Consider the following 16,662-nt stretch of genomic DNA (forward strand, 5'->3'; position numbering starts at 1 on the left):
CATGCGGGCCTCTAATTCCGGCGCCCTGCACTCGTGCAGGGCGCTTTCGTTTGCGCTCGAGGCTGACTGCCGTATCATGCCCGTCTGTTTTTAGGCCTGATTCTGGAGCCCCCATGAGCCTGCATGATCTGAACACCCTGCCCGGCGTCACCGCCCAGCCAGACACCGCCACTGCCCAGTTCGTCTTCAACCACACCATGCTGCGGGTCAAGGACATCGAGAAATCGCTGGACTTCTACACCCGTGTGCTGGGCTTTCGCCTAGTGGACAAGCGCGACTTCCCGGAAGCGGCCTTCAGCCTGTATTTCCTGGCCCTGGTCGACCCGGCGCAGATCCCTGCCGACGACGCCGAGCGCCACCAGTGGATGAAATCGATCCCTGGCGTGCTCGAACTGACCCACAACCACGGCACCGAGAACGACCCTGAGTTCGCCTACCACAACGGCAACACCGACCCGCGTGGATTTGGCCACATCTGCATTTCGGTGCCGGACGTACGCGAAGCCTGCGCGCGTTTCGAAGCGCTGGACGTGCCCTTCCAGAAACGCCTGGCCGATGGCCGCATGAACCACCTGGCCTTCGTCAAGGACCCGGACGGTTACTGGGTCGAAGTCATCCAGCCGACCGCGCTGAAAGACTGACAGACGGCGCTCGCGCTCGTCGGGCCGGGAACTCTCGGCCCCTTGCCGTGGTATATGGAAGTAACCCTTCCATAGCCACAGCGAGGTAAGGACGATGCAAACCCTTCACTGTGAATACCGCGACCACACCATCACCGCCAGTGTGATGCCCCACCCCGATTCCCCCCTGCCCTATGCCGCCGGCTGCCTGATTACCGACCCAGGCGGGCATACCAGCAAGCGCCTGTCGATGCCGATGAAATTCTTCGCCGACCTGGAGAACGCCCAGCATGTGTCGCTAGCCCATGGCCGGGCACTGGTGGACCATCAGCTGGATGACGGGCACAAAGTATTTTGAGCCCACCGTATGCACGCCCACTGTAGGAGCGGCTCTTTCGCGACACGAGGCCGCTCCTGCGCCGACCGCGCTACTTCAAACCATGCGCAATCCTGTGGGAGCCGGCTTGCCGGCGATCGGCCGCCCCGCTGAGTTCAGCCACCCTGGGCGAACGCAACCGCCGCCGCCACCTGCTCGTCCGTCGGCCGCACCCCGGTGTACAGCACGAACTGCTCCAGCGCCTGCAGGGCAATCACCTCAAGCCCGGTGATCACCGGCTTGCCCAGCGCTTGCGCCCGTTGGATCAGCGGTGTGCGCGCAGGCATCGCCACCACGTCGAACACCCGCTCGGCCGCGGCTATCGCATGTTCCGCAAACGCCAGCTGATCGGCCTCTGGCCCGCCAGCCATGCCGATCGGCGTGACATTGACCAGCATCGGCGGGCACAGATCGCCCAGCTCGGGCAACCAACGATAGCCACAGACATCCGCCAGGTGCCGCCCGGCCTGTTCGTTGCGGGCGACGATGGTGCCGTCGGCAAAGCCCGCATCACGTAGCGCACTGGCCACCGCCTTGGCCATGCCGCCGCTGCCGCGCAAGGCAAAGCCGGTGCCTGGGTCGACCTGGTGGCCCTGCAGCAGCTGGCGTACCGCCAGATAGTCGGTGTTGTAGGCCTTCAGGTGACCGTCGGTGTTGACCAGCGTGTTGACCGACTCGATCGCCAGCGCAGACGGATCAACCTCATCCACCAGCGCCATGCATGCCTCCTTGTACGGCATCGACACACCGCAGCCGCGAATGCCCAGGGCGCGGATGCCGGCCACCGCGGCAGGCAGGTCCTGGGTGGTCATGGCCTTGTAGTAGTAGTCCAGCCCGAGCTGCTGGTAGAGGTGATTGTGGAAACGCACGCCGAAGGTACCGGGGCGTCCGGCCAGGGAAATGCACAATACGGTGGCGCTGCTGGGGGATAGGATCATTGCCGCTCCTGTCTAGGCTGCTGAAACGATTGACTGAGCGTAACAGAGGCAGCCGCCTGTCGCCCCTTACACAACCTTTACCCTTCCCCTGCGCTCACTTGACCCTGACTGCGGTCATAGTAATCAGGCCCCAAGCGTGGGGTTGTCTTGCGAGGATTGACCATGAAGCGTTTCATCCCCGGTATCGCCCTGCTGGTCGGCGCGCTGGCCGTCAGCGGGCAGGCGTCCGCCCACGGTGGCGGCTGGTATGGCCCGGGGCCGGTGATCGGCGCTGCCGTGGTGGGCGCGGTGGTCGGGGCAGCCGTCAGCGGTGGGCATGACCGTACCGTCTACGTCGAGCGCCAGCCCGCCTATTACCCACCGCCACCGGTGTATGTGCAGGCACCGCCACCCCCCGTGTACTACCAACCCTACGTGGTCGAACAGTATGTACCGGCACCGCCGCCACCGGTGTATCGCCGCTATTACGGCCCGCCGCCGGTCTACTACGGCCCGCCTCGCTGGTAGCCGGCACAGTTGATGAAATCAATGACCACTATCGAAGCCATTGATTTCAAACCTTCGCGGCGTCTGCGTAATGTGGGGCCATGTTTCACAGGAGATCCCCCATGGCCCCGATCCAGATCATGTCCGTCATCGGCAGCGCCGTACCGGCCAGCCTGCGTGCACAAGGCCAGCTGGCGTGCTGGTACCTGGTGCGCAACGGCGAAGCCATCAGCGGCCCGTTGACCACCCGCTCCTCGGCCGAGACCCTGGCCGGGCAGTTGCTCGACAGCTGCCTTATTGCCTGAACCGAATCTGTTGTTGTGCGTTGCTCCCCCAAGCGTCCCCTCGCCCGCCTTCATGGCGGGCTTTTTTTGCCTGCGCAAAACAGCGGCGGCTTCTGCGCGGCAACCAGGCCTGCTAGGGTGGCAACCTTTCAACCAGACAGCAGGGAAGCGGTAGGGCATGGATGCGCGATCGCGCTCCTTGCATCGTCAAGCAGCGGCGCATTGGCAGAACCCCGTGACAACCCGTTCGACCAGGCACTGTTCATTACCACGATAGCGCCGTCGATCCTTGTTGCGGGAACCACCGGGCTGACGACGCTGATCCCCGAGATCTTCAAGTCCGCCAAGTCGGATGCTCTGGCCTTCATCGGTTCGGGCGGGAAAATTCGCGGCGCACAGTTCGAACAGGCAGTGCGCCATTACCATGAAAACGCCCCCGCACCGCTGATGAATGACCAGCAGTTGGCCTTGGCGATCGTAACGACATACTGACGTGCAGGATCAAACAACCACGCGTTGCGCACTTTGGATACAAGCCACTCGACAGCGACACAGCAGTACGCCAGCAGTGTTTTCCGGTTTTCGCTGAGCTTCAGTGCATGACCAAATCCAATGAACCCGCGCTCATCGCCGGCCAGCTCGGTCACGCGGTTCAGGGGCTGTTCACCCCATGCGAGGTGGTTAAACTCCGTCAGAGATTGGTCCGAATTAGCGAAGCTGGAAGAGAACGTAATGGGTACAGGATTAAATTTCGTTCACCTTGCGCCCTTTGGATATAAGGCATTCGACAGCCTTTAAGCCATACTCCACAGATGTTTTTTGAGTTTTGGCGAGTTTTGGAGAGTGAGGAAAGCCCGTGTTTACGGGCCTTCCAGCCCTCATAGCAACACTGCATCACCCTCCAAAACACAGCCATTGGTACAAAAAATGGTACGAGCCGGCTGTACGTCCATCCAGCGCTTTTGCTGACGGCTGGAAGCACCCGCCTCACCCCTCTCCCGGCGCTCCGCCGACCACGATCCGTCCTGGCTCGTCCCTCTCCCACTCAGCAGCAGATTCATACTGAAACAGCCCGATGTGAAAGGCCTCCTCATGCTCGAGCAGCGCCCACTCACGTGCGGCCTCGGCAAATTCCAGCATCTCGGAAAGCTCACCGCTGTCGATCTCGCGGCGGCGGTGGGCGGCATAGGCCATCTCGCACAGCACAGCAGCGCGCCCGTCAGGATCTGTGATCAGGGCCGACTGGTCGTTAAGCTCATCCAGCCAGGCCGCTGGGAGCTGAATGGCTGTGCGCTTACTCAACACGGCACCACCAGGACTGCGCGTACAGAACGCCGTCGATTTCCTCCACGCCGGTGATGTTCATCCCGAGCGTGGCCATGCCAGTCACTTTCGCATCGAGCAGCGGAGGGATAATGTCCGGGCCAGGCGTGTGATTGAACACCGTGGCCTGGGTGGTGACCCGGCCAAGCACTTGGCTGTGATGCTCGCCGATCTGAATGTCAGCCCTGAATGACTGGGCCTTGCGCATCTGGTCGGCCGGGATAGCAATACCGCGCTCCCGTCGACGAACGAGGTTGAAGTACATAGGGCACCAATACTGTATAAAAACACAGTATCGTATAGAGCGACCTCATCTCAGGCAACGCCCGACCGGCGGCACCCTGTCAGTGGCTGGTGTAACCAGGTCCGCCGAGCACTTGCAACTGGTAGTCGATAATGGCCTGGAACAGCGACTCGGCCAGGATCCTCAGGCGCTCAACCTCTGCAGGCGGAGCGCCAAGATCCCTCGCTTCGTGGTAAAGCCTCATGGCCTCGACTGCCTGCTGCATTTGCGGAGAGTCCGGCATGAGCACTTTTTCTAGGCTGCGCTTCACGGCTCAGTTCCAGTCATTCGACCAGGGCAGTATAGGACGCCTCGCAGGTCAGCCCCGCTATTCGGGCTCGGTCATAAGCCTTCGCCAGCTCTCGATTCGTATCGACAGCCCGCTCGAGCAGGTCGGAGAGCACCATGGCGGCGCGGGTGGCTGCCTCGCCTCTGGCGACAGCGGCGGGATCCGTGGCGGTGCAACTAACGGCGGCGGCGAAACTGGCAGCTTCGTCGCGCAACCGCTGGCCAGCAGCATCAGCGCTGGCAGCATCAGCATCAGCAATCGTTCGTTGTTCCTGCGCATGCGCCCTCACCTCTTCCTTGGCCGTCTCGCGGCGATTCTCTTCTTTCCGGGCGTCACGCTCGCCCAGCACTTCGGCCAGGCGATCGCCGCTGTCGCGCTTGGCTGATGCCTGCTCAGCCTCTGCACGCTCAACAGACCGGCCGTGCTCGTAGGCACCCAAGTAGGACGCCACCACCAGTAGCAGCGCGATGACGCGCACGCCCAGGCCGTTCACGCCAGCACCTTTAGCGCCAGGTCATACAGCGCCTTACGCTCTGCGGCCCCATGCGGCACCCGGCCAGGCTGGCCGGTGTTGATCACGCTGCCGATGTCCTGGATGCGTCCGGCATCGGCCAGCTCGTTCATGCCGTGCTTTGCCCACCACCACGCCGCCGACTGGGCGGCATGCTCGGCCTGCTCGAGCAGTTCGGGCTGCTCCACCAGCGGCAGGCCCAGGGCCAGGCCGGCGCCCCGGTGATTGTCGCGGCCAGTGAGCTGGATCAGCCCACGGCCCCGGTACCGCCAACCGTCACCCGAGGACTCGGGGCCATTGCCCATCCGGCCGGCGTAAACGCAGTTGGCGATCTTTTCCGGCTGCCGAGCGTAGGCGCCGGCGGTCTGCGCGGTGAATCGGCTTGGCCAGGTGCGCACCAGGGCCTCGGCGCTGTAGTTTAGGTTCTCGACCAGGTTGCGCAGCTGGCCAGACTCATGGCCGACCTGGGCCAGGAAAGCAGCCATGCGCACCCGGCTATCGATCTTCCAGCGCAGTGCGGCGCGGTTCAGTGCAGGCAAAAAAACGCCCGCTACCGGGCGGGCTTTGGGGAGGATCTGCAGCAGCTGCTGCTCGGTGAGAGGAGTCATGCTTTTTTCCAGATAGAAACCGCCAAATAGCGGTTGGGTTACGACTCATGGCGATGAGGCAGGGCGTGACGGGCGAAGCTGCATCTTATTGGTGACGCAACGAGCTCGTCATATATAATCCGCGCGTTTTTCCCGCACATCATGGACAAGATCGAGGTAGATATATGGCTGGCAATGTCAGCAGTCGTGCAGCTCCAGAAGGCGCCGCACACGAATTTGCCGAGCAGTCTGCTCAGTGCAAAACCAGGAATCGTTTCGCCTTAGCTCTCGGACTTTCAGGCTGTGCAGCGCTGGCTTACCAAGTGGCCTGGCAGCGAGTGATGACCCAGATCATTGGATCTGATGCGATTTCTATGGTGCTGGTAGTCACCATTTTCATGATTTGCCTCGGCATCGGATCGGAACTTGCAAAGTTCTTGGTTGCCAGGTCCCAGGCCAAAGCGCTCAGGATTTATGCAACCATAGAAATACTGGTCGCTATTTATGGCATTGTTTCTATCCCACTGTTGCGGTCCGTCAATGCTAGCGTTGGCGCAATGACTGGTGACTCTTTAACCGCAGACTTCTTGCTCAACCTCGGCCTGTTATCGATACCTATCATCGGCATGGGTCTGACTACGCCATTAATTGTTCACGTGGCAAAAGAGAGCCTTTCGAATGTCGGCCGTACTGTAGGCGTCCTTTATGGCTGGAATATCGCAGGAGCTGCAGCTGGATCGCTACTAACAGGCCTCATTCTCATTGAGCTATTCGGTCTCAGCGGAACAACATTCTTCGCAGCAGCAGCAAACGTCCTTGCAGCAGCCATAGCCATACAGGGCCTTCGCTTGCTCCCTATGGGCGGCAGCGCAGATAGCGTTGCTACGCCTTCTACCAAACCGGCAAGAGTTCCACTGACCGCTGCAGTGGCGGCTGTCCTGTTCGGATTTGGCACGTTAGCGATCCAGGTAATTTTCTTTCGGGTTCTTTCCAATTACCTGACGCTGTCAACAATTGTCTTCCCTGTATTGCTCTGCGCATACCTGTGCTTGATGTCCTTAGGGCAATGGGTCGGCGGACAACTGGCGGACCGCTACAGTACCCGTCTCCCTTTAGTCATTGCGGGTCTTTTCGCGGCAGGCTCCGTACTGCTGCTGGCTGCATTACGGCTCCCGCCAGAATGGGCCGCCCATATACACGCCCTTCGCTTCTCCAGCTTCAATGGCCAACTCGTCGCGCCGGAATTTGCGCACCTGATTGGCGACCCATCACCTATCACAGTATTCCTGTTTTCCGCTGGAATGATGGTTTCAGTCATAGCATGGTCAGGATTGTTCCCGGTCATGTTCAGACTAATCACGCAACGCATTGAGGATGCGGGCAATCGCTTTGCGCGCATCTATACCCTGTACACCACGGGTAACGTCATCGGTGCCTTCGCCTGCGGAATTTTCCTGCTACCTAACTTAGGTACAGGCCTGAGCGCGCTCTCGACAGTCATAATTGTTGGGCTAGGGGCGCTGCTTGTTATCGTCGGCAACCGCGCGAGCCGTTTAGGTTTCCACGCTTATAGCCTGTTGGTGATCGGCGTCATCGCTGCCGCTTTGATGCCTCGCGATTACTACAGTTCATTTAAGTTCGGGAATTACCAGGTTGCGGAAGTCTTTGAAGGTCGAACCGGGGTAGCAACTGTTGTCCCAACATCACGGTTCTACACCATCGTAGACGTAAACCGTACTGCTTCGGCTTCCGCTCTCAATGCCGATCCTGCGCCGACCGACTCATATGAGGCATGGCGATGGAATCATACGGACCTGATGGCTTTGGACCCATCATTCAGACCAAAAAACGTTCTGGTAATCGGAATCGGACATGCTTATTTGATCGACGCAATGCTAGATCTGCCATTCATTGAGAAGATCACCGTGGTGGACTTGTCGGCAGAAGTTGTCGAAGCAGTTAAAAAGCATACGAAAACATCATCAAGCCGAATTTTCAGTGATCCTCGAGTTGAAATTGTCATAGCAGATGGAAGGCGCTTCGTACAATCAGCCATTAAGCGCGGCGAGAAGTATGATTTAATCCAGAACAAGATCAATGAGCCGTGGCATGCTGGCGGTGGAAATTTATTCACCGAAGAGTTTTTCCTTGAAGAGAAGAAACTCCTTGCTCCAGGCGGATACCTAAGTACGCGCCCATTGACTGGCCACCTAACTGACGGACTTAAGGTTTTCCATAACGCAATGTGGACAGGTTACTACCACATGTACTTCAAAAACGGTGATATGTCGGTGCCTAAATCCGCAGTCGTCAGTGAAGACATCAAGGGTGCATGGAACACTGAATTGCCTGGAAGGCCTCCTGTAATGACTAAGCCCAGAACTGAGCTTCAGGTGGCAGCATTTACTTCCGTGCCAGACGAGCTTCGCACTGATGCGAATACCGATGACCGCCCGACATTCGAATACTACTGGCTACGCCAACTGTTTAGAGTTTGGAACTCTCCACGAGTAAACTTCTGGGACATCGACTTCAAACCATACTCCCAGGCTGTCCCCGTCCGCTCCAATTAAATGTAATGCGGCCGCTGAAATAGCGGCCGCTTTATTCCCCCTGACAATATCTCCTGCAAATATTAGGTTCCGCTCACGCTGGTGGAATTCGCCATCTCGCAGTTCACCTCGATTCCGTGGATTTAATCAGAGAAGTTCGCCAATCCCCCAATCCTCGTTGGTCAGCGCGCTCAGCGCGTCGTGAGGCACCATGGCGGCGCGGTTGTTCGAGGCACCTTCTGACCCGGCCAGCACGCTGAGGAAGGCGAGCGTGTTCTTGCTGGCCGCCATAGAGTCGGAAATACGAGCCATGCTTTTCTCCAGGCAAAAACCGTCTAATAGCCGGTTCTGGACGCTATTTTGGTTCCGCCAACAATGGTTCAGCATTTCATTCTGATTCTTCCCATGGGTACTTCGCGGAAATTTCCGCACGACGGCGCAGCCACTTTTGCTCAGCGTATTGAGCTGCCTCATCATTACCTGATAAGCGTTCAGCATCAGCCTCTATTTTGAATCTATCGCTCCCATTTATCGGGTCCGCATATGCGACCAAGCGAGCCCGCTCCACATCGGCACGGGATGGAGCCCGCTTTGGCGGATCTAGGTGAGCGCGCACTTCGTTGGCGTCCATCAGCACAAGTTCGTCGGACCCAAATAGCTCACGATGCTGCTCGCAGTCATAGCAGTAAACCTCACCAGATTTACTGTGTCGATAAAACAACTGAGTCATGGTCGTCTCTCCCACCAAGTGCGCAATGTATCAAGCCCGTCAATTTCAACCCGATACGTGGAAAACGCGGGAATTGTAATGGTGACACCAACCCTTGGTAAGGCTCCGCTGGATGCCCCGCCTAAGGGACTGAACACTGCCTGCCCGTCAATCAGCACGGAAAGCCCTGCCGAGTTTCCTGATGAATCACCAGTTACAACCGCGATTTCTATGTCGTGACTGTAAGGGTTTGTGTAGTTGGTGGCAGGCAACCGGGATGCAAGCATGTTCTTCCATGTTCCTGTGCTTGCGCGCGCATAGCACAGCACCTCTACAACATTCGCTGCCGTTGCTCGAATTACGCAGGTATCGCCAGCAGCAGTAGTGATGTTCGCTCCGCTTTGGGTGACAAGCGATGCGCTGTTCGTCAGGGTGAGGGGCCCGGCAAAACGAACAAAGTAGCAAGAGTCAGCCGGCAAAGTGAATCCTGCAATGCTAGAGCTTCCGGTAATGTTTATGTGACGCGTGTTCGGAGCAAGAGTCGAAAGATTTACATTTGATGAAGAGACGACGTCAATACGGGTAGTATTTAAGTAGTCGGTAGCACGAGACGATATGATTTGAATAAGTGCGCTGTAGTACTGCGAGGCACCTACTTTGTCTACATCGCCATTCGCAGTCAATCCTGCGCCTTCCAGCAATGACGACAGAAAGGCCAGATGATCACCCGTCGCCAAGTCACCGAAAAACATAAAACCTTCTACTTCGAAGATGGCAGCTACCTTGCCTTCGAGATCAGCTATGCCGCCGCTGATGACGGCATGGACTGGCCTATCAAAGCCTGACCCTCCGGCGATGCCCGCCAGCACCCTCCCACTTCAACCAATCACGCCACCCCGGCGAGGTATCCCCATGCCCACAGAAAACCGACCCAGCAATACCGAGATGGTCAGCGAACTGCTGCCATGCCCCTTCTGCGGCCAGCAGGACTTCCTCATCGAGCGCCTAGACAGCGACGCGTCAGTGGTGATCTGCCAAGGCCTGACCGGGCCGCATGAGGCCTGCCTGGCCCGCGGCCCGGTAGGCGTGGCTCAGGATGAAGGTGAGGAGCAGCCAGGCCGCGACAAGGCGGTCGAGCTGTGGAACGCGAGAGCTGAGCGTCGCCAGGGTGAGTCGGTGGCGTTGCCTAGCCGTAAATCTGAGCCAACCGAAGACAGTGATGTTTTCACTGATGCAGAAAATTCCGGCTTCAACGCCTGTCTGGACGAAATCGCCAAGCTTGGGCCGCTCTACGCCCATGCCCACACCTGCGAGAAATGCAGTGGCGTCCACTGCTCGAAAACGGTATGCGTGCTGGAGATCGCCGCCGAGCGCGACACACTGCGCGCCCAGCTGGCCGACCTCAAGCGACGTCACGATGGCCTACGCCGCGACATGGCCACCATCGCCGGCAGAGAGGTGCCGAAGGGGTGCACGGTCGCGGATTACGCTGCGGCAGCGATCGCTGACGCCCTATCCGCCAGCGCTGCGCCGAAGGCGAAGTCGTGAAAACGCATTTCGCAGCATTCACCGACCTGGATGACCTTGAGCAAGCGCCCTGCGGAATCTGGCTAGGCGATGCCTCTGAGCTGTCAGGTGACTGGGCCAAAGTCGATTGCCTGCTTTGCCAGAGGCGCAAGCAGAAGATCATCGCCGCTGCAGCAGCCGAAGAGCGCGCCATCATCGAGCACATGGGCGATATGGCAGATTTCATGCGCTCGGAATGCTAGGCCGCGTAAGAGCACATTTGTACTCCGCCCGGCTGTAACCCCTCTACCCTATATTCACTGCCGCGATATGGCGGCCAAGGCGAAGCTATGTCTCAAGCAAAGGAACGCCCGATCCTGTTCAGCGGGCACATGGTCCGCGCCATCCTAAACGGCCAGAAGACTGTCACGCGGCGCGAGATCAAGCCCAGCATGCGGAGCGCTGATAGCAGCTTCGAGCTTCACCAGCAGGAAGACGAGTCATGGCGCCCCATGCACACTTTTGACGAGAGCTGCATGGATGCCAAAGGCACCGAGCATCCAATTGTCTGCCCGTATGGCCAGCCAGGTGACCGCCTGTGGGTGCGCGAATCCTGGGCGCAGATCAACGTAGCCCAGGCGCCTGGCGAAAGCTGGGTGGTCTACCGCGAGTGCGACAACCGGACCGACTACGGCGGTCCCTGGAAACCGAGCATTCACATGCGTCGGCGCGATAGCCGCATCCTGCTGGAGGTCACCGCAGTGCGCGTCGAGCGGCTGCAGGGCATCAGCAAGCAGCAGGCCCTGGCAGAGGGCGTCCGCCTGTACACCGATCATGCTGAGTGCGGCGACTGGTACCACGTCGAGGGGATCGAGACCTACAGCGCTGACCCGTGCAAGTCGTTCGAACTGCTGTGGGAGTCCACCGGCGGCGACTGGGCGACCAACCCATGGGTCTGGGTCGTCGAGTTCAAAGTGATCGAGCCATCGCCAGCCGGCTGCGATTACCACGGCAGCCACTTCGGCGCGCCATACCCGGACGCGCAGTGTGTCGATGGCTTCCTGTGGGATGAGGACAGCTGTGATGTGCCGGGCGGCCCGCTGATGAGCGGCGGGGACATTCCCTGCCCGAAGTGCAACGCAGAGGCGTACGCCGACCACCAGCGTGAGATGAGCCAATGACCCGCCTAGCCCTCCTTCTCGCGATGCTGGCCACCGGAGCCAGCGCAGCACCAAAGCCGCAAGAGAACGTCATCGACGTGCAGCACGACAGCCAGCGCGGCATCACCTGCTACCTGCTGAATGGGGTCGGCATCAGCTGCATCCCCGACGGCCAGCTGCACGCCGGCAACGAGAGCCAGCTCTCCCCGCACGAACAGCAGAACGGACCAACACCTGCAGGTGCGCCTGCGCCATGGAATGAAGAGAGGTATTCGCTGTGAGCAAGAAGAAGACGAGCTTCACGATCGTCTCAACCGAAGAGCTGGCGGAGCTGCGCCGCGATCGAGACCGGCTGAGCGCGATTGAGTCGTGCTGCTGGGATGTCAGGTTCGATAGCCATTCCAACGGCATGGACGGGGACTACAGCATCAGCATTGAGATCGTCGGTCACTACGAGGGCAAGCCGCACGAGCGGGTCATGGGTGAGAACTACAACGAGAACCTGCGCGCTGCCATCGACCAGGCGCTGACCGCTGAGGCGTATCCACCAGAGCGACCAGAGTACGACATCTACGGAAACCCCGAGCGGAGGCGCGCATGACCGACCTGATCGAAGTGAAGACGGCAGACCTCGCCGGCCATGCACTCGACTGGGCCGTCGCCCAGGCGGAAGGGCTTGAGGTATTTCTCGTTGGCCCGCAATACAACGTGCCATGGCGCGTGTTCTGGAAGAAGCGCGGCGAGGTGCTTGTGCGGGATGTGCTCTACAACCCGCACGAGGATTGGGCGCTGGCCGGGCCGCTGATCGACAAGCACATGGTGAGCCTGCATTGCCCGCAGAGCACTGACGACGTTTGGGCTGGCTGGGTAATCACCGACAAAGGAGAGTTTTGCCAAGCCGGTGACAGCGCCCCGATCTCCGCCTGCCGCGCCATCGTCGCCGCCAAGCTCGGCAATACCGTCAACATGCCGAAGGAGCTGATGCAATGACCGTGATCTTCCCCCTCGCCTACATGGCCTACCTGATCTACAGGGGGCCGCGATGATCCCGAATACAGGCTGGCTACGGCGCCAGCTCGAGTCGTCGCTGATCCTGCTGGCCGCATGGATCCTTGGCGGCCGCAACGTCACCAGGTCCGGGGTCGTCTCGCGCCGTGACAACAACGAGATGTTCGAGATGGACGGCGACCTGCGCGCCATCGCCCGCCGAATCCGCAAGCAGTACAGCGAGTAACCCCTCCCCCTACAACTCAAGCCCGCCGCGCGCGGGCGAGGATGACCTATGTCCGATTTCCAGACGACATCCGAACCAGTGGCCAGGAAGCGCCACATCTGCTGCGAGTGCCGCGGGCACATCGAGCCAGGCCAGGCATACCAGCTCGTCGCGGGCTGCTGGGAAGGCGACATGAGCAGCTTCAAGACCTGCGCGAGCTGCGTCCAGGCGCGCGACTGGGCAATCGCCCAGCCCGAGTGGGGAGGCGACGGCGAGCACCTCTACTACTTCGGGATGCTTGAGGAAGATCTCTGCAACCTGGCGCCGGAGATGGACTTCGGTGACGGCCGCCGCTTCAAGGCCTATCGACTCCAGGTGCAAATGCGCCGGCGCCGAGACCAGGCCAAGCTGCAGAAAGCAGCCTGACCACCAACCTGCCGCCACCGGCGGCGTGGAGACCATCATGCAAGACGAAGAACGCCAGCCCGTGACCTACGTATCCGACAAGGTCCCGGAGGAGAAGATGGCCGAGCTGGTTGGCACGACCAAGCGGGCCTTGGAAGGGAAGCGAAGCCGTGGCGTGATCCCCGAGGGGGTCTGGAAGAAGATCGACGGCCGGATTTTTTACAGCATCAGGAGATACGAAGCGTGGCTAGAAGGAAGCTGGGGCTACCCGCTGGAGTCGAATTTATCGGCAAATCAATCCGCATCCGTTTTACTTGGAACAATGAGCGTCGATCCGAAACTCTCGCATATCCCCAAACCGCAAAGGGGATCAAGGCGGCAGCCGATCTACGCGCTCAAGTAATCAGCCTGGCCAAGCACGGCGTACTGGACGAAAAGCGGTACGCCGAACTGTTTCCCAGCTCAAGCTACGCGGCGCCGACAAGCGAGTTGATGTTTGGGGAGTATGCCCAAAGTTGGCTGAATAGCCTGGAGGTCGTGCACGATACCAGGGTCAATTACAAGGGGTTGATGAACAACTACTGGATGCCCCATCTGGCGACGCTACCGATCAAAGTGGTTACGCCAATGGTGCTGAGGGAGGTGGTCGCAAAGACCGAGTGGAAGAGCTCGACAGTCAAGCGCGCCGCAATCGCCAGGGTCAAGGCGATGTTCCGGGCGGCGGTGTATGACGAGGTAGTAGACAGGAACCCGGCAGCATCGATACAGCTGCCACAGAAAAACAAAAAACAGGTTGATCCCTTCACCGTTGAAGAGGCAGATGCCTTGATCGAGTGGATGTATAAGAACTTCTCCCGATGCAACCAGGTGTTTGCGGCGTTCTATGAGTTCGCCTTTTACACTGGCATGCGCACAGGGGAGATCATGGCGCTGCGCTGGGACGAGATCGATTTCGAAAAGAAGACGGCCCACGTCTGCCGCATCGTGGTCGAAAAGCAGGTGGCCGAGAGGACAAAGACCAAATACACGCGCACGGTGATGCTGAACAGTCGCGCCCTGGGCGCGCTTTCCAGGGCAAAGGAGATCGCGCAATACCGGTCAAAGCAGAAGCGTCGAGTGTCGACTGAGTCCCCATTTGTGTTCCAGCCTTCCGGCTCGTCGCCACACATCTCAGTGCCGGAGACGGCCGGCAAGCACTTCAGCCAAGCGGTCGAGGCAAAGGGCTTCAGGCATCGCCCCCAGTACAACTGTCGACACACCTATGCCACGATGTGCCTCATGTCAGGGATGAACCCAGCCTTCATCGCAGGGCAGCTTGGGCACTCGGTCCAGGTTCTACTTACGACCTATGCGAAGTGGCTGAATTCGGCCAGCGATTGGTCCGAATTGGCGAAGCTGGAAGAGAGGGTAATTGGTACAGAATTGGTACAGGATTAAATTTCGTTCACGTTGCGCCCTTTAGATATAAGGCATTCGACAGTCTTTAAGCCATACTCCACAATGCATCGGTTTTTTGGGGGAAAACCCTTGCACAGCCAACGACATACCAACATTTAGTGAGCCTCAACGTGAAAACTTCCCTGTCCATCCTCAGCCTGCTGCTGTTGCTCACAGGTACTGCGACCCTCCCGTCGACCGCTGCTGCACAACCCCCGGCCCAGGCCCAACGCGATCCCAGCAAGTTGCACTTGGCCTCCGGCAGCGCCCTGCTGATCGACCTCAACACCAACCAGGAGCTGTACGCCAGCCACGCCGATCGCGTGCGCCCCATCGCCTCGGTCACCAAGCTGATGACCGCGATGGTCGTGCTCGACGCCAAGCTGCCCATGGACGAAATGCTCAGCATGACCATCGCCAACAACCCGGAGATGAAAGGCGTGTATTCGCGGGTGCGCCTGGGTAGCGAGCTGAACCGTCGCGAGACGCTGCTGATTACCCTGATGTCGTCGGAGAACCGCGCCGCCACCACCCTGGCCAACCACTACCCTGGTGGCTACGGCGCCTTCATCAAGGCCATGAACGCCAAGGCCCGCGCACTGGGCATGAGCCATACCCGCTACGTCGAGCCGACCGGCCTGTCGACGCTGAACGTGTCCACCGCCCAGGACCTGGCCAAACTGCTGATGGCCTCGCGCAAGTACCCGATGCTCGGCGAACTGTCGACCACCCCGGAAAAGACCGTGGCGTTCCGCAAACCCAACTACACCCTGGGCTTTCGCAACACCGACCACCTGGTCAACAAGAGCAGCTGGGACATCAAGCTGACCAAGACCGGCTTCACCAACGAGGCGGGCCACTGCCTGGTGCTGCTGACCCGGATGGACAACCGCCCGGTGGCCATGGTGATTCTCGACGCCTACGGCAAGTACACCCACTTCGCCGATGCCAGCCGCATGCGCCAATGGCTGGAAACCGGCAGCGCCAAGGCGGCGCCGTCGGTGGCCATGCAGTACAAGAGCGAGCGCCAGGCCCGCCCGCGCCTGGTTCAGGACTGAAAGCCCGCAGCGCCCCGCAGGATGCGGGGCGCGCCTTCAGCGGCGGCCTTCGGCCAGCATGCGCACGGCCAGCCCCGCCAGCACGGTCCCCATCAGCCAACGCTGAACCAGCTGCCATACCGGCCGCCCGGCGAGAAACACGGCGATGGAGCCGGCCATCACCGCGATCAACGCATTCACCGACACACTGATCATGATCTGCGTGCAGCCCAGCACCAGCGACTGGGCCAGCACACTGCCGTGGCCCGGTTCGATGAACGGCGGCATCAGCGACAGGTACGTCACTGCGATCTTGGGGTTGGGCAGCTACTGGCTTGGGATCGCATATGGGCTACCAGGTGCAGGGCGCTGCAAATTCATCGCCTTGCCCCAGCCCTCACACCACCCTCTGCATATGCGTAGTCCGCCAAACCGGATCCCCTTCCACATCCACAATGGCAAACCCCTGCCCCTCCCAGAATCGAATCGCCCCCGGCAAGAACGGATGGGTATGCAGGTACAGCCACTCAACCCCAGCTCGCCGCGCCGCGGCGCGCAGCGCCGCAAACAACGCCCTTGCCAGCCCACGGCGCCGATACTCCGGCGCAACGAACAAGCGCACCACTTCCACGGTACGGCGGGCGCGGTAATCGAGCTGGGCAAAGCGATGGTCATACGGCAGGTACCCGATGCCCGCCACCAATCGCCCCTGGTCATGGGCGACCAGAAACAGCCCCTCCCCCTCCAGGTAGCTTTCCTCGAAACAGGCAAGGTCCCTGGGCATCGGTGAATCGGCGAGCATCGGGAAAAGCCCACGGCGGGCGGTATCGATGAAATCGACGACCTCGCGGGCATTCAGGTGGGTGGCGGTGCTCAGCGTCCAGGTCGGCATCGGCGTTGCGGCGGCTCATCGATCACGGGCCGCCAGCATACCCAATCACCCCGG

At 60.0% G+C, this 16,662-nt stretch carries 25 protein-coding genes and 3 pseudogenes; 17 read left to right on the forward strand and 11 right to left on the reverse strand.

Annotated features, from left to right (window positions below; all coding sequences use genetic code 11):
- Positions 1-113: 113 nt before the first annotated feature.
- Together gloA and DM373_RS16625 are read left to right on the forward strand one after the other, a co-directional pair.
- On the forward strand, positions 114-641 hold the full coding sequence (gene gloA, locus DM373_RS16620) for a lactoylglutathione lyase (protein WP_110994621.1): 528 nt from the start codon (positions 114-116) through the stop codon (positions 639-641).
- A gap of 94 nt (positions 642-735) precedes the next feature.
- Complete coding sequence (locus DM373_RS16625; RefSeq protein ID WP_110994622.1) at positions 736-978, forward strand: hypothetical protein; 243 nt, start codon at positions 736-738, stop codon at positions 976-978.
- Between the two features lie 134 nt (positions 979-1,112).
- Here DM373_RS16625 and DM373_RS16630 read toward each other — a convergent pair whose 3' ends face one another.
- The gene (locus DM373_RS16630) at positions 1,113-1,934 is read right to left on the reverse strand and encodes a shikimate 5-dehydrogenase (protein WP_110994623.1); all 822 of its coding nucleotides are present in this window, start codon (positions 1,932-1,934) and stop codon (positions 1,113-1,115) included.
- Between the two features lie 162 nt (positions 1,935-2,096).
- Between DM373_RS16630 and DM373_RS16635 the strand changes: the two genes are divergently transcribed.
- The 3 genes from DM373_RS16635 to DM373_RS16645 all read left to right on the forward strand — a co-directional run bounded on the left by DM373_RS16635 (position 2,097) and on the right by DM373_RS16645 (position 3,196).
- Entirely contained in the window at positions 2,097-2,441 is a 345-nt protein-coding gene (locus tag DM373_RS16635) for a hypothetical protein (protein ID WP_110994624.1), read from the forward strand.
- A 101-nt stretch (positions 2,442-2,542) separates the two neighbouring features.
- On the forward strand, positions 2,543-2,725 hold the full coding sequence (locus DM373_RS16640) for a hypothetical protein (RefSeq protein WP_110994625.1): 183 nt from the start codon (positions 2,543-2,545) through the stop codon (positions 2,723-2,725).
- A 201-nt stretch (positions 2,726-2,926) separates the two neighbouring features.
- The gene (locus DM373_RS16645; RefSeq protein WP_244215085.1) at positions 2,927-3,196 is read left to right on the forward strand and encodes a DUF2388 domain-containing protein; all 270 of its coding nucleotides are present in this window, start codon (positions 2,927-2,929) and stop codon (positions 3,194-3,196) included.
- A gap of 495 nt (positions 3,197-3,691) precedes the next feature.
- Here the strand turns inward: DM373_RS16645 and DM373_RS16655 are convergent, their stop codons facing one another.
- From DM373_RS16655 to DM373_RS16675, 5 genes are all read right to left on the reverse strand, one after another.
- A complete protein-coding gene (locus DM373_RS16655) occupies positions 3,692-4,006 on the reverse strand; it encodes a hypothetical protein (RefSeq protein WP_244215086.1) in 315 nt (104 codons plus the stop codon).
- Positions 3,999-4,292 carry a hypothetical protein gene (locus tag DM373_RS16660; protein ID WP_110994627.1) on the reverse strand — a complete coding sequence of 98 codons (294 nt, stop codon included), beginning with the start codon at positions 4,290-4,292 and terminating at the stop codon, positions 3,999-4,001. The genes DM373_RS16655 and DM373_RS16660 overlap by 8 nt, the downstream gene beginning before the upstream one ends.
- 79 nt (positions 4,293-4,371) lie before the next feature.
- The gene (locus DM373_RS16665) at positions 4,372-4,581 is read right to left on the reverse strand and encodes a hypothetical protein (protein WP_244215087.1); all 210 of its coding nucleotides are present in this window, start codon (positions 4,579-4,581) and stop codon (positions 4,372-4,374) included.
- 13 nt (positions 4,582-4,594) lie between these two features.
- Positions 4,595-5,092 (reverse strand): DUF2514 domain-containing protein, encoded by a 498-nt coding sequence (locus DM373_RS16670; protein ID WP_110994628.1) that lies wholly within the window; start codon positions 5,090-5,092, stop codon positions 4,595-4,597.
- Positions 5,089-5,718 (reverse strand): glycoside hydrolase family 19 protein, encoded by a 630-nt coding sequence (locus tag DM373_RS16675; RefSeq protein WP_110994629.1) that lies wholly within the window; start codon positions 5,716-5,718, stop codon positions 5,089-5,091. Before DM373_RS16675 ends, DM373_RS16670 begins: the two co-directional genes overlap by 4 nt.
- 164 nt (positions 5,719-5,882) lie before the next feature.
- On the opposite strand from DM373_RS16675, the gene DM373_RS16680 reads away from it, so the two are divergent.
- Positions 5,883-8,270, forward strand: a complete 2,388-nt coding sequence (locus tag DM373_RS16680) for a spermine/spermidine synthase domain-containing protein (RefSeq protein ID WP_110994630.1) — start codon at positions 5,883-5,885, stop codon at positions 8,268-8,270.
- A 126-nt stretch (positions 8,271-8,396) separates the two neighbouring features.
- On the opposite strand, the gene DM373_RS28750 is transcribed toward DM373_RS16680, so the two are convergent.
- The 3 genes from DM373_RS28750 to DM373_RS28760 form a co-directional block, all read right to left on the reverse strand.
- On the reverse strand, positions 8,397-8,561 hold the full coding sequence (locus DM373_RS28750; protein ID WP_157966847.1) for a hypothetical protein: 165 nt from the start codon (positions 8,559-8,561) through the stop codon (positions 8,397-8,399).
- A 76-nt stretch (positions 8,562-8,637) separates the two neighbouring features.
- Positions 8,638-8,979 (reverse strand): hypothetical protein, encoded by a 342-nt coding sequence (locus DM373_RS28755; protein ID WP_157966848.1) that lies wholly within the window; start codon positions 8,977-8,979, stop codon positions 8,638-8,640.
- Positions 8,976-9,827, reverse strand: coding sequence for a hypothetical protein (locus DM373_RS28760; RefSeq protein WP_157966849.1), 852 nt, complete (start codon positions 9,825-9,827; stop codon positions 8,976-8,978). The genes DM373_RS28755 and DM373_RS28760 overlap by 4 nt, the downstream gene beginning before the upstream one ends.
- Positions 9,828-9,870: 43 nt before the next feature.
- On the opposite strand from DM373_RS28760, the gene DM373_RS16690 reads away from it, so the two are divergent.
- The 11 genes and pseudogenes from DM373_RS16690 to pbpG all read left to right on the forward strand — a co-directional run bounded on the left by DM373_RS16690 (position 9,871) and on the right by pbpG (position 15,737).
- Positions 9,871-10,506, forward strand: coding sequence for a Lar family restriction alleviation protein (locus DM373_RS16690; protein WP_157966850.1), 636 nt, complete (start codon positions 9,871-9,873; stop codon positions 10,504-10,506).
- The gene (locus DM373_RS16695) at positions 10,503-10,727 is read left to right on the forward strand and encodes a hypothetical protein (RefSeq protein ID WP_110994633.1); all 225 of its coding nucleotides are present in this window, start codon (positions 10,503-10,505) and stop codon (positions 10,725-10,727) included. Before DM373_RS16690 ends, DM373_RS16695 begins: the two co-directional genes overlap by 4 nt.
- An 87-nt stretch (positions 10,728-10,814) precedes the next feature.
- Positions 10,815-11,283, forward strand: a pseudogene (locus tag DM373_RS29725) (hypothetical protein); the annotation flags it as partial.
- Between the two features lie 358 nt (positions 11,284-11,641).
- Entirely contained in the window at positions 11,642-11,905 is a 264-nt protein-coding gene (locus tag DM373_RS16705; RefSeq protein ID WP_110994635.1) for a hypothetical protein, read from the forward strand.
- Positions 11,902-12,225: a hypothetical protein gene (locus DM373_RS16710; protein ID WP_110994636.1), complete on the forward strand. Its 324-nt coding sequence runs from the start codon at positions 11,902-11,904 to the stop codon at positions 12,223-12,225. The genes DM373_RS16705 and DM373_RS16710 overlap by 4 nt, the downstream gene beginning before the upstream one ends.
- Positions 12,222-12,614, forward strand: a complete 393-nt coding sequence (locus DM373_RS16715) for a phage protein NinX family protein (protein ID WP_110994637.1) — start codon at positions 12,222-12,224, stop codon at positions 12,612-12,614. Before DM373_RS16710 ends, DM373_RS16715 begins: the two co-directional genes overlap by 4 nt.
- A gap of 52 nt (positions 12,615-12,666) precedes the next feature.
- Positions 12,667-12,858, forward strand: coding sequence for a hypothetical protein (locus tag DM373_RS16720; protein WP_110994638.1), 192 nt, complete (start codon positions 12,667-12,669; stop codon positions 12,856-12,858).
- Positions 12,859-12,906: 48 nt separating this feature from the next.
- Entirely contained in the window at positions 12,907-13,263 is a 357-nt protein-coding gene (locus DM373_RS16725; RefSeq protein WP_110994639.1) for a hypothetical protein, read from the forward strand.
- Positions 13,264-13,485: 222 nt separating this feature from the next.
- Positions 13,486-13,650: pseudogene (locus tag DM373_RS29500) on the forward strand (Arm DNA-binding domain-containing protein); the annotation flags it as partial.
- An 84-nt stretch (positions 13,651-13,734) separates the two neighbouring features.
- Complete coding sequence (locus DM373_RS16730; protein ID WP_425272594.1) at positions 13,735-14,679, forward strand: tyrosine-type recombinase/integrase; 945 nt, start codon at positions 13,735-13,737, stop codon at positions 14,677-14,679.
- Between the two features lie 131 nt (positions 14,680-14,810).
- Positions 14,811-15,737: a D-alanyl-D-alanine endopeptidase gene (gene pbpG / locus DM373_RS16735; protein WP_110994656.1), complete on the forward strand. Its 927-nt coding sequence runs from the start codon at positions 14,811-14,813 to the stop codon at positions 15,735-15,737.
- Between the two features lie 36 nt (positions 15,738-15,773).
- On the opposite strand, the pseudogene DM373_RS16740 reads toward pbpG, so the two are convergent.
- Positions 15,774-16,043: pseudogene (locus DM373_RS16740) on the reverse strand (LysE family translocator); the annotation flags it as partial.
- A gap of 70 nt (positions 16,044-16,113) precedes the next feature.
- Entirely contained in the window at positions 16,114-16,608 is a 495-nt protein-coding gene (locus DM373_RS16745) for a GNAT family N-acetyltransferase (RefSeq protein ID WP_110994641.1), read from the reverse strand.
- Positions 16,609-16,662: the final 54 nt, after the last annotated feature.

Source organism: Pseudomonas sichuanensis (assembly GCF_003231305.1).
In the GTDB taxonomy this organism is placed as follows: domain Bacteria; phylum Pseudomonadota; class Gammaproteobacteria; order Pseudomonadales; family Pseudomonadaceae; genus Aquipseudomonas; species Aquipseudomonas sichuanensis.

Bases quoted from the DNA above. Each gene is read 5' to 3' on its own strand.
- gloA (WP_110994621.1), top strand. From the start codon at position 114: ATGAGCCTGCATGATCTGAACACCCTGCCCGGCGTCACCGCCCAGCCA.
- DM373_RS16720 (WP_110994638.1), top strand. From the start codon at position 12,667: ATGATCCCGAATACAGGCTGGCTACGGCGCCAGCTCGAGTCGTCGCTG.
- DM373_RS16690 (WP_157966850.1), top strand. From the start codon at position 9,871: ATGCCCACAGAAAACCGACCCAGCAATACCGAGATGGTCAGCGAACTG.
- DM373_RS16725 (WP_110994639.1), top strand. From the start codon at position 12,907: ATGTCCGATTTCCAGACGACATCCGAACCAGTGGCCAGGAAGCGCCAC.
- DM373_RS16630 (WP_110994623.1), bottom strand. From the start codon at position 1,934: ATGATCCTATCCCCCAGCAGCGCCACCGTATTGTGCATTTCCCTGGCC.
- DM373_RS28750 (WP_157966847.1), bottom strand. From the start codon at position 8,561: ATGGCTCGTATTTCCGACTCTATGGCGGCCAGCAAGAACACGCTCGCC.
- DM373_RS16660 (WP_110994627.1), bottom strand. From the start codon at position 4,292: ATGTACTTCAACCTCGTTCGTCGACGGGAGCGCGGTATTGCTATCCCG.
- DM373_RS16675 (WP_110994629.1), bottom strand. From the start codon at position 5,718: ATGACTCCTCTCACCGAGCAGCAGCTGCTGCAGATCCTCCCCAAAGCC.
- DM373_RS28755 (WP_157966848.1), bottom strand. From the start codon at position 8,979: ATGACTCAGTTGTTTTATCGACACAGTAAATCTGGTGAGGTTTACTGC.
- DM373_RS16640 (WP_110994625.1), top strand. From the start codon at position 2,543: ATGGCCCCGATCCAGATCATGTCCGTCATCGGCAGCGCCGTACCGGCC.
- DM373_RS16715 (WP_110994637.1), top strand. From the start codon at position 12,222: ATGACCGACCTGATCGAAGTGAAGACGGCAGACCTCGCCGGCCATGCA.
- DM373_RS16730 (WP_425272594.1), top strand. From the start codon at position 13,735: ATGTTTGGGGAGTATGCCCAAAGTTGGCTGAATAGCCTGGAGGTCGTG.
- DM373_RS16635 (WP_110994624.1), top strand. From the start codon at position 2,097: ATGAAGCGTTTCATCCCCGGTATCGCCCTGCTGGTCGGCGCGCTGGCC.
- DM373_RS16625 (WP_110994622.1), top strand. From the start codon at position 736: ATGCAAACCCTTCACTGTGAATACCGCGACCACACCATCACCGCCAGT.
- DM373_RS16680 (WP_110994630.1), top strand. From the start codon at position 5,883: ATGGCTGGCAATGTCAGCAGTCGTGCAGCTCCAGAAGGCGCCGCACAC.
- DM373_RS16745 (WP_110994641.1), bottom strand. From the start codon at position 16,608: ATGCCGACCTGGACGCTGAGCACCGCCACCCACCTGAATGCCCGCGAG.
- DM373_RS16705 (WP_110994635.1), top strand. From the start codon at position 11,642: ATGACCCGCCTAGCCCTCCTTCTCGCGATGCTGGCCACCGGAGCCAGC.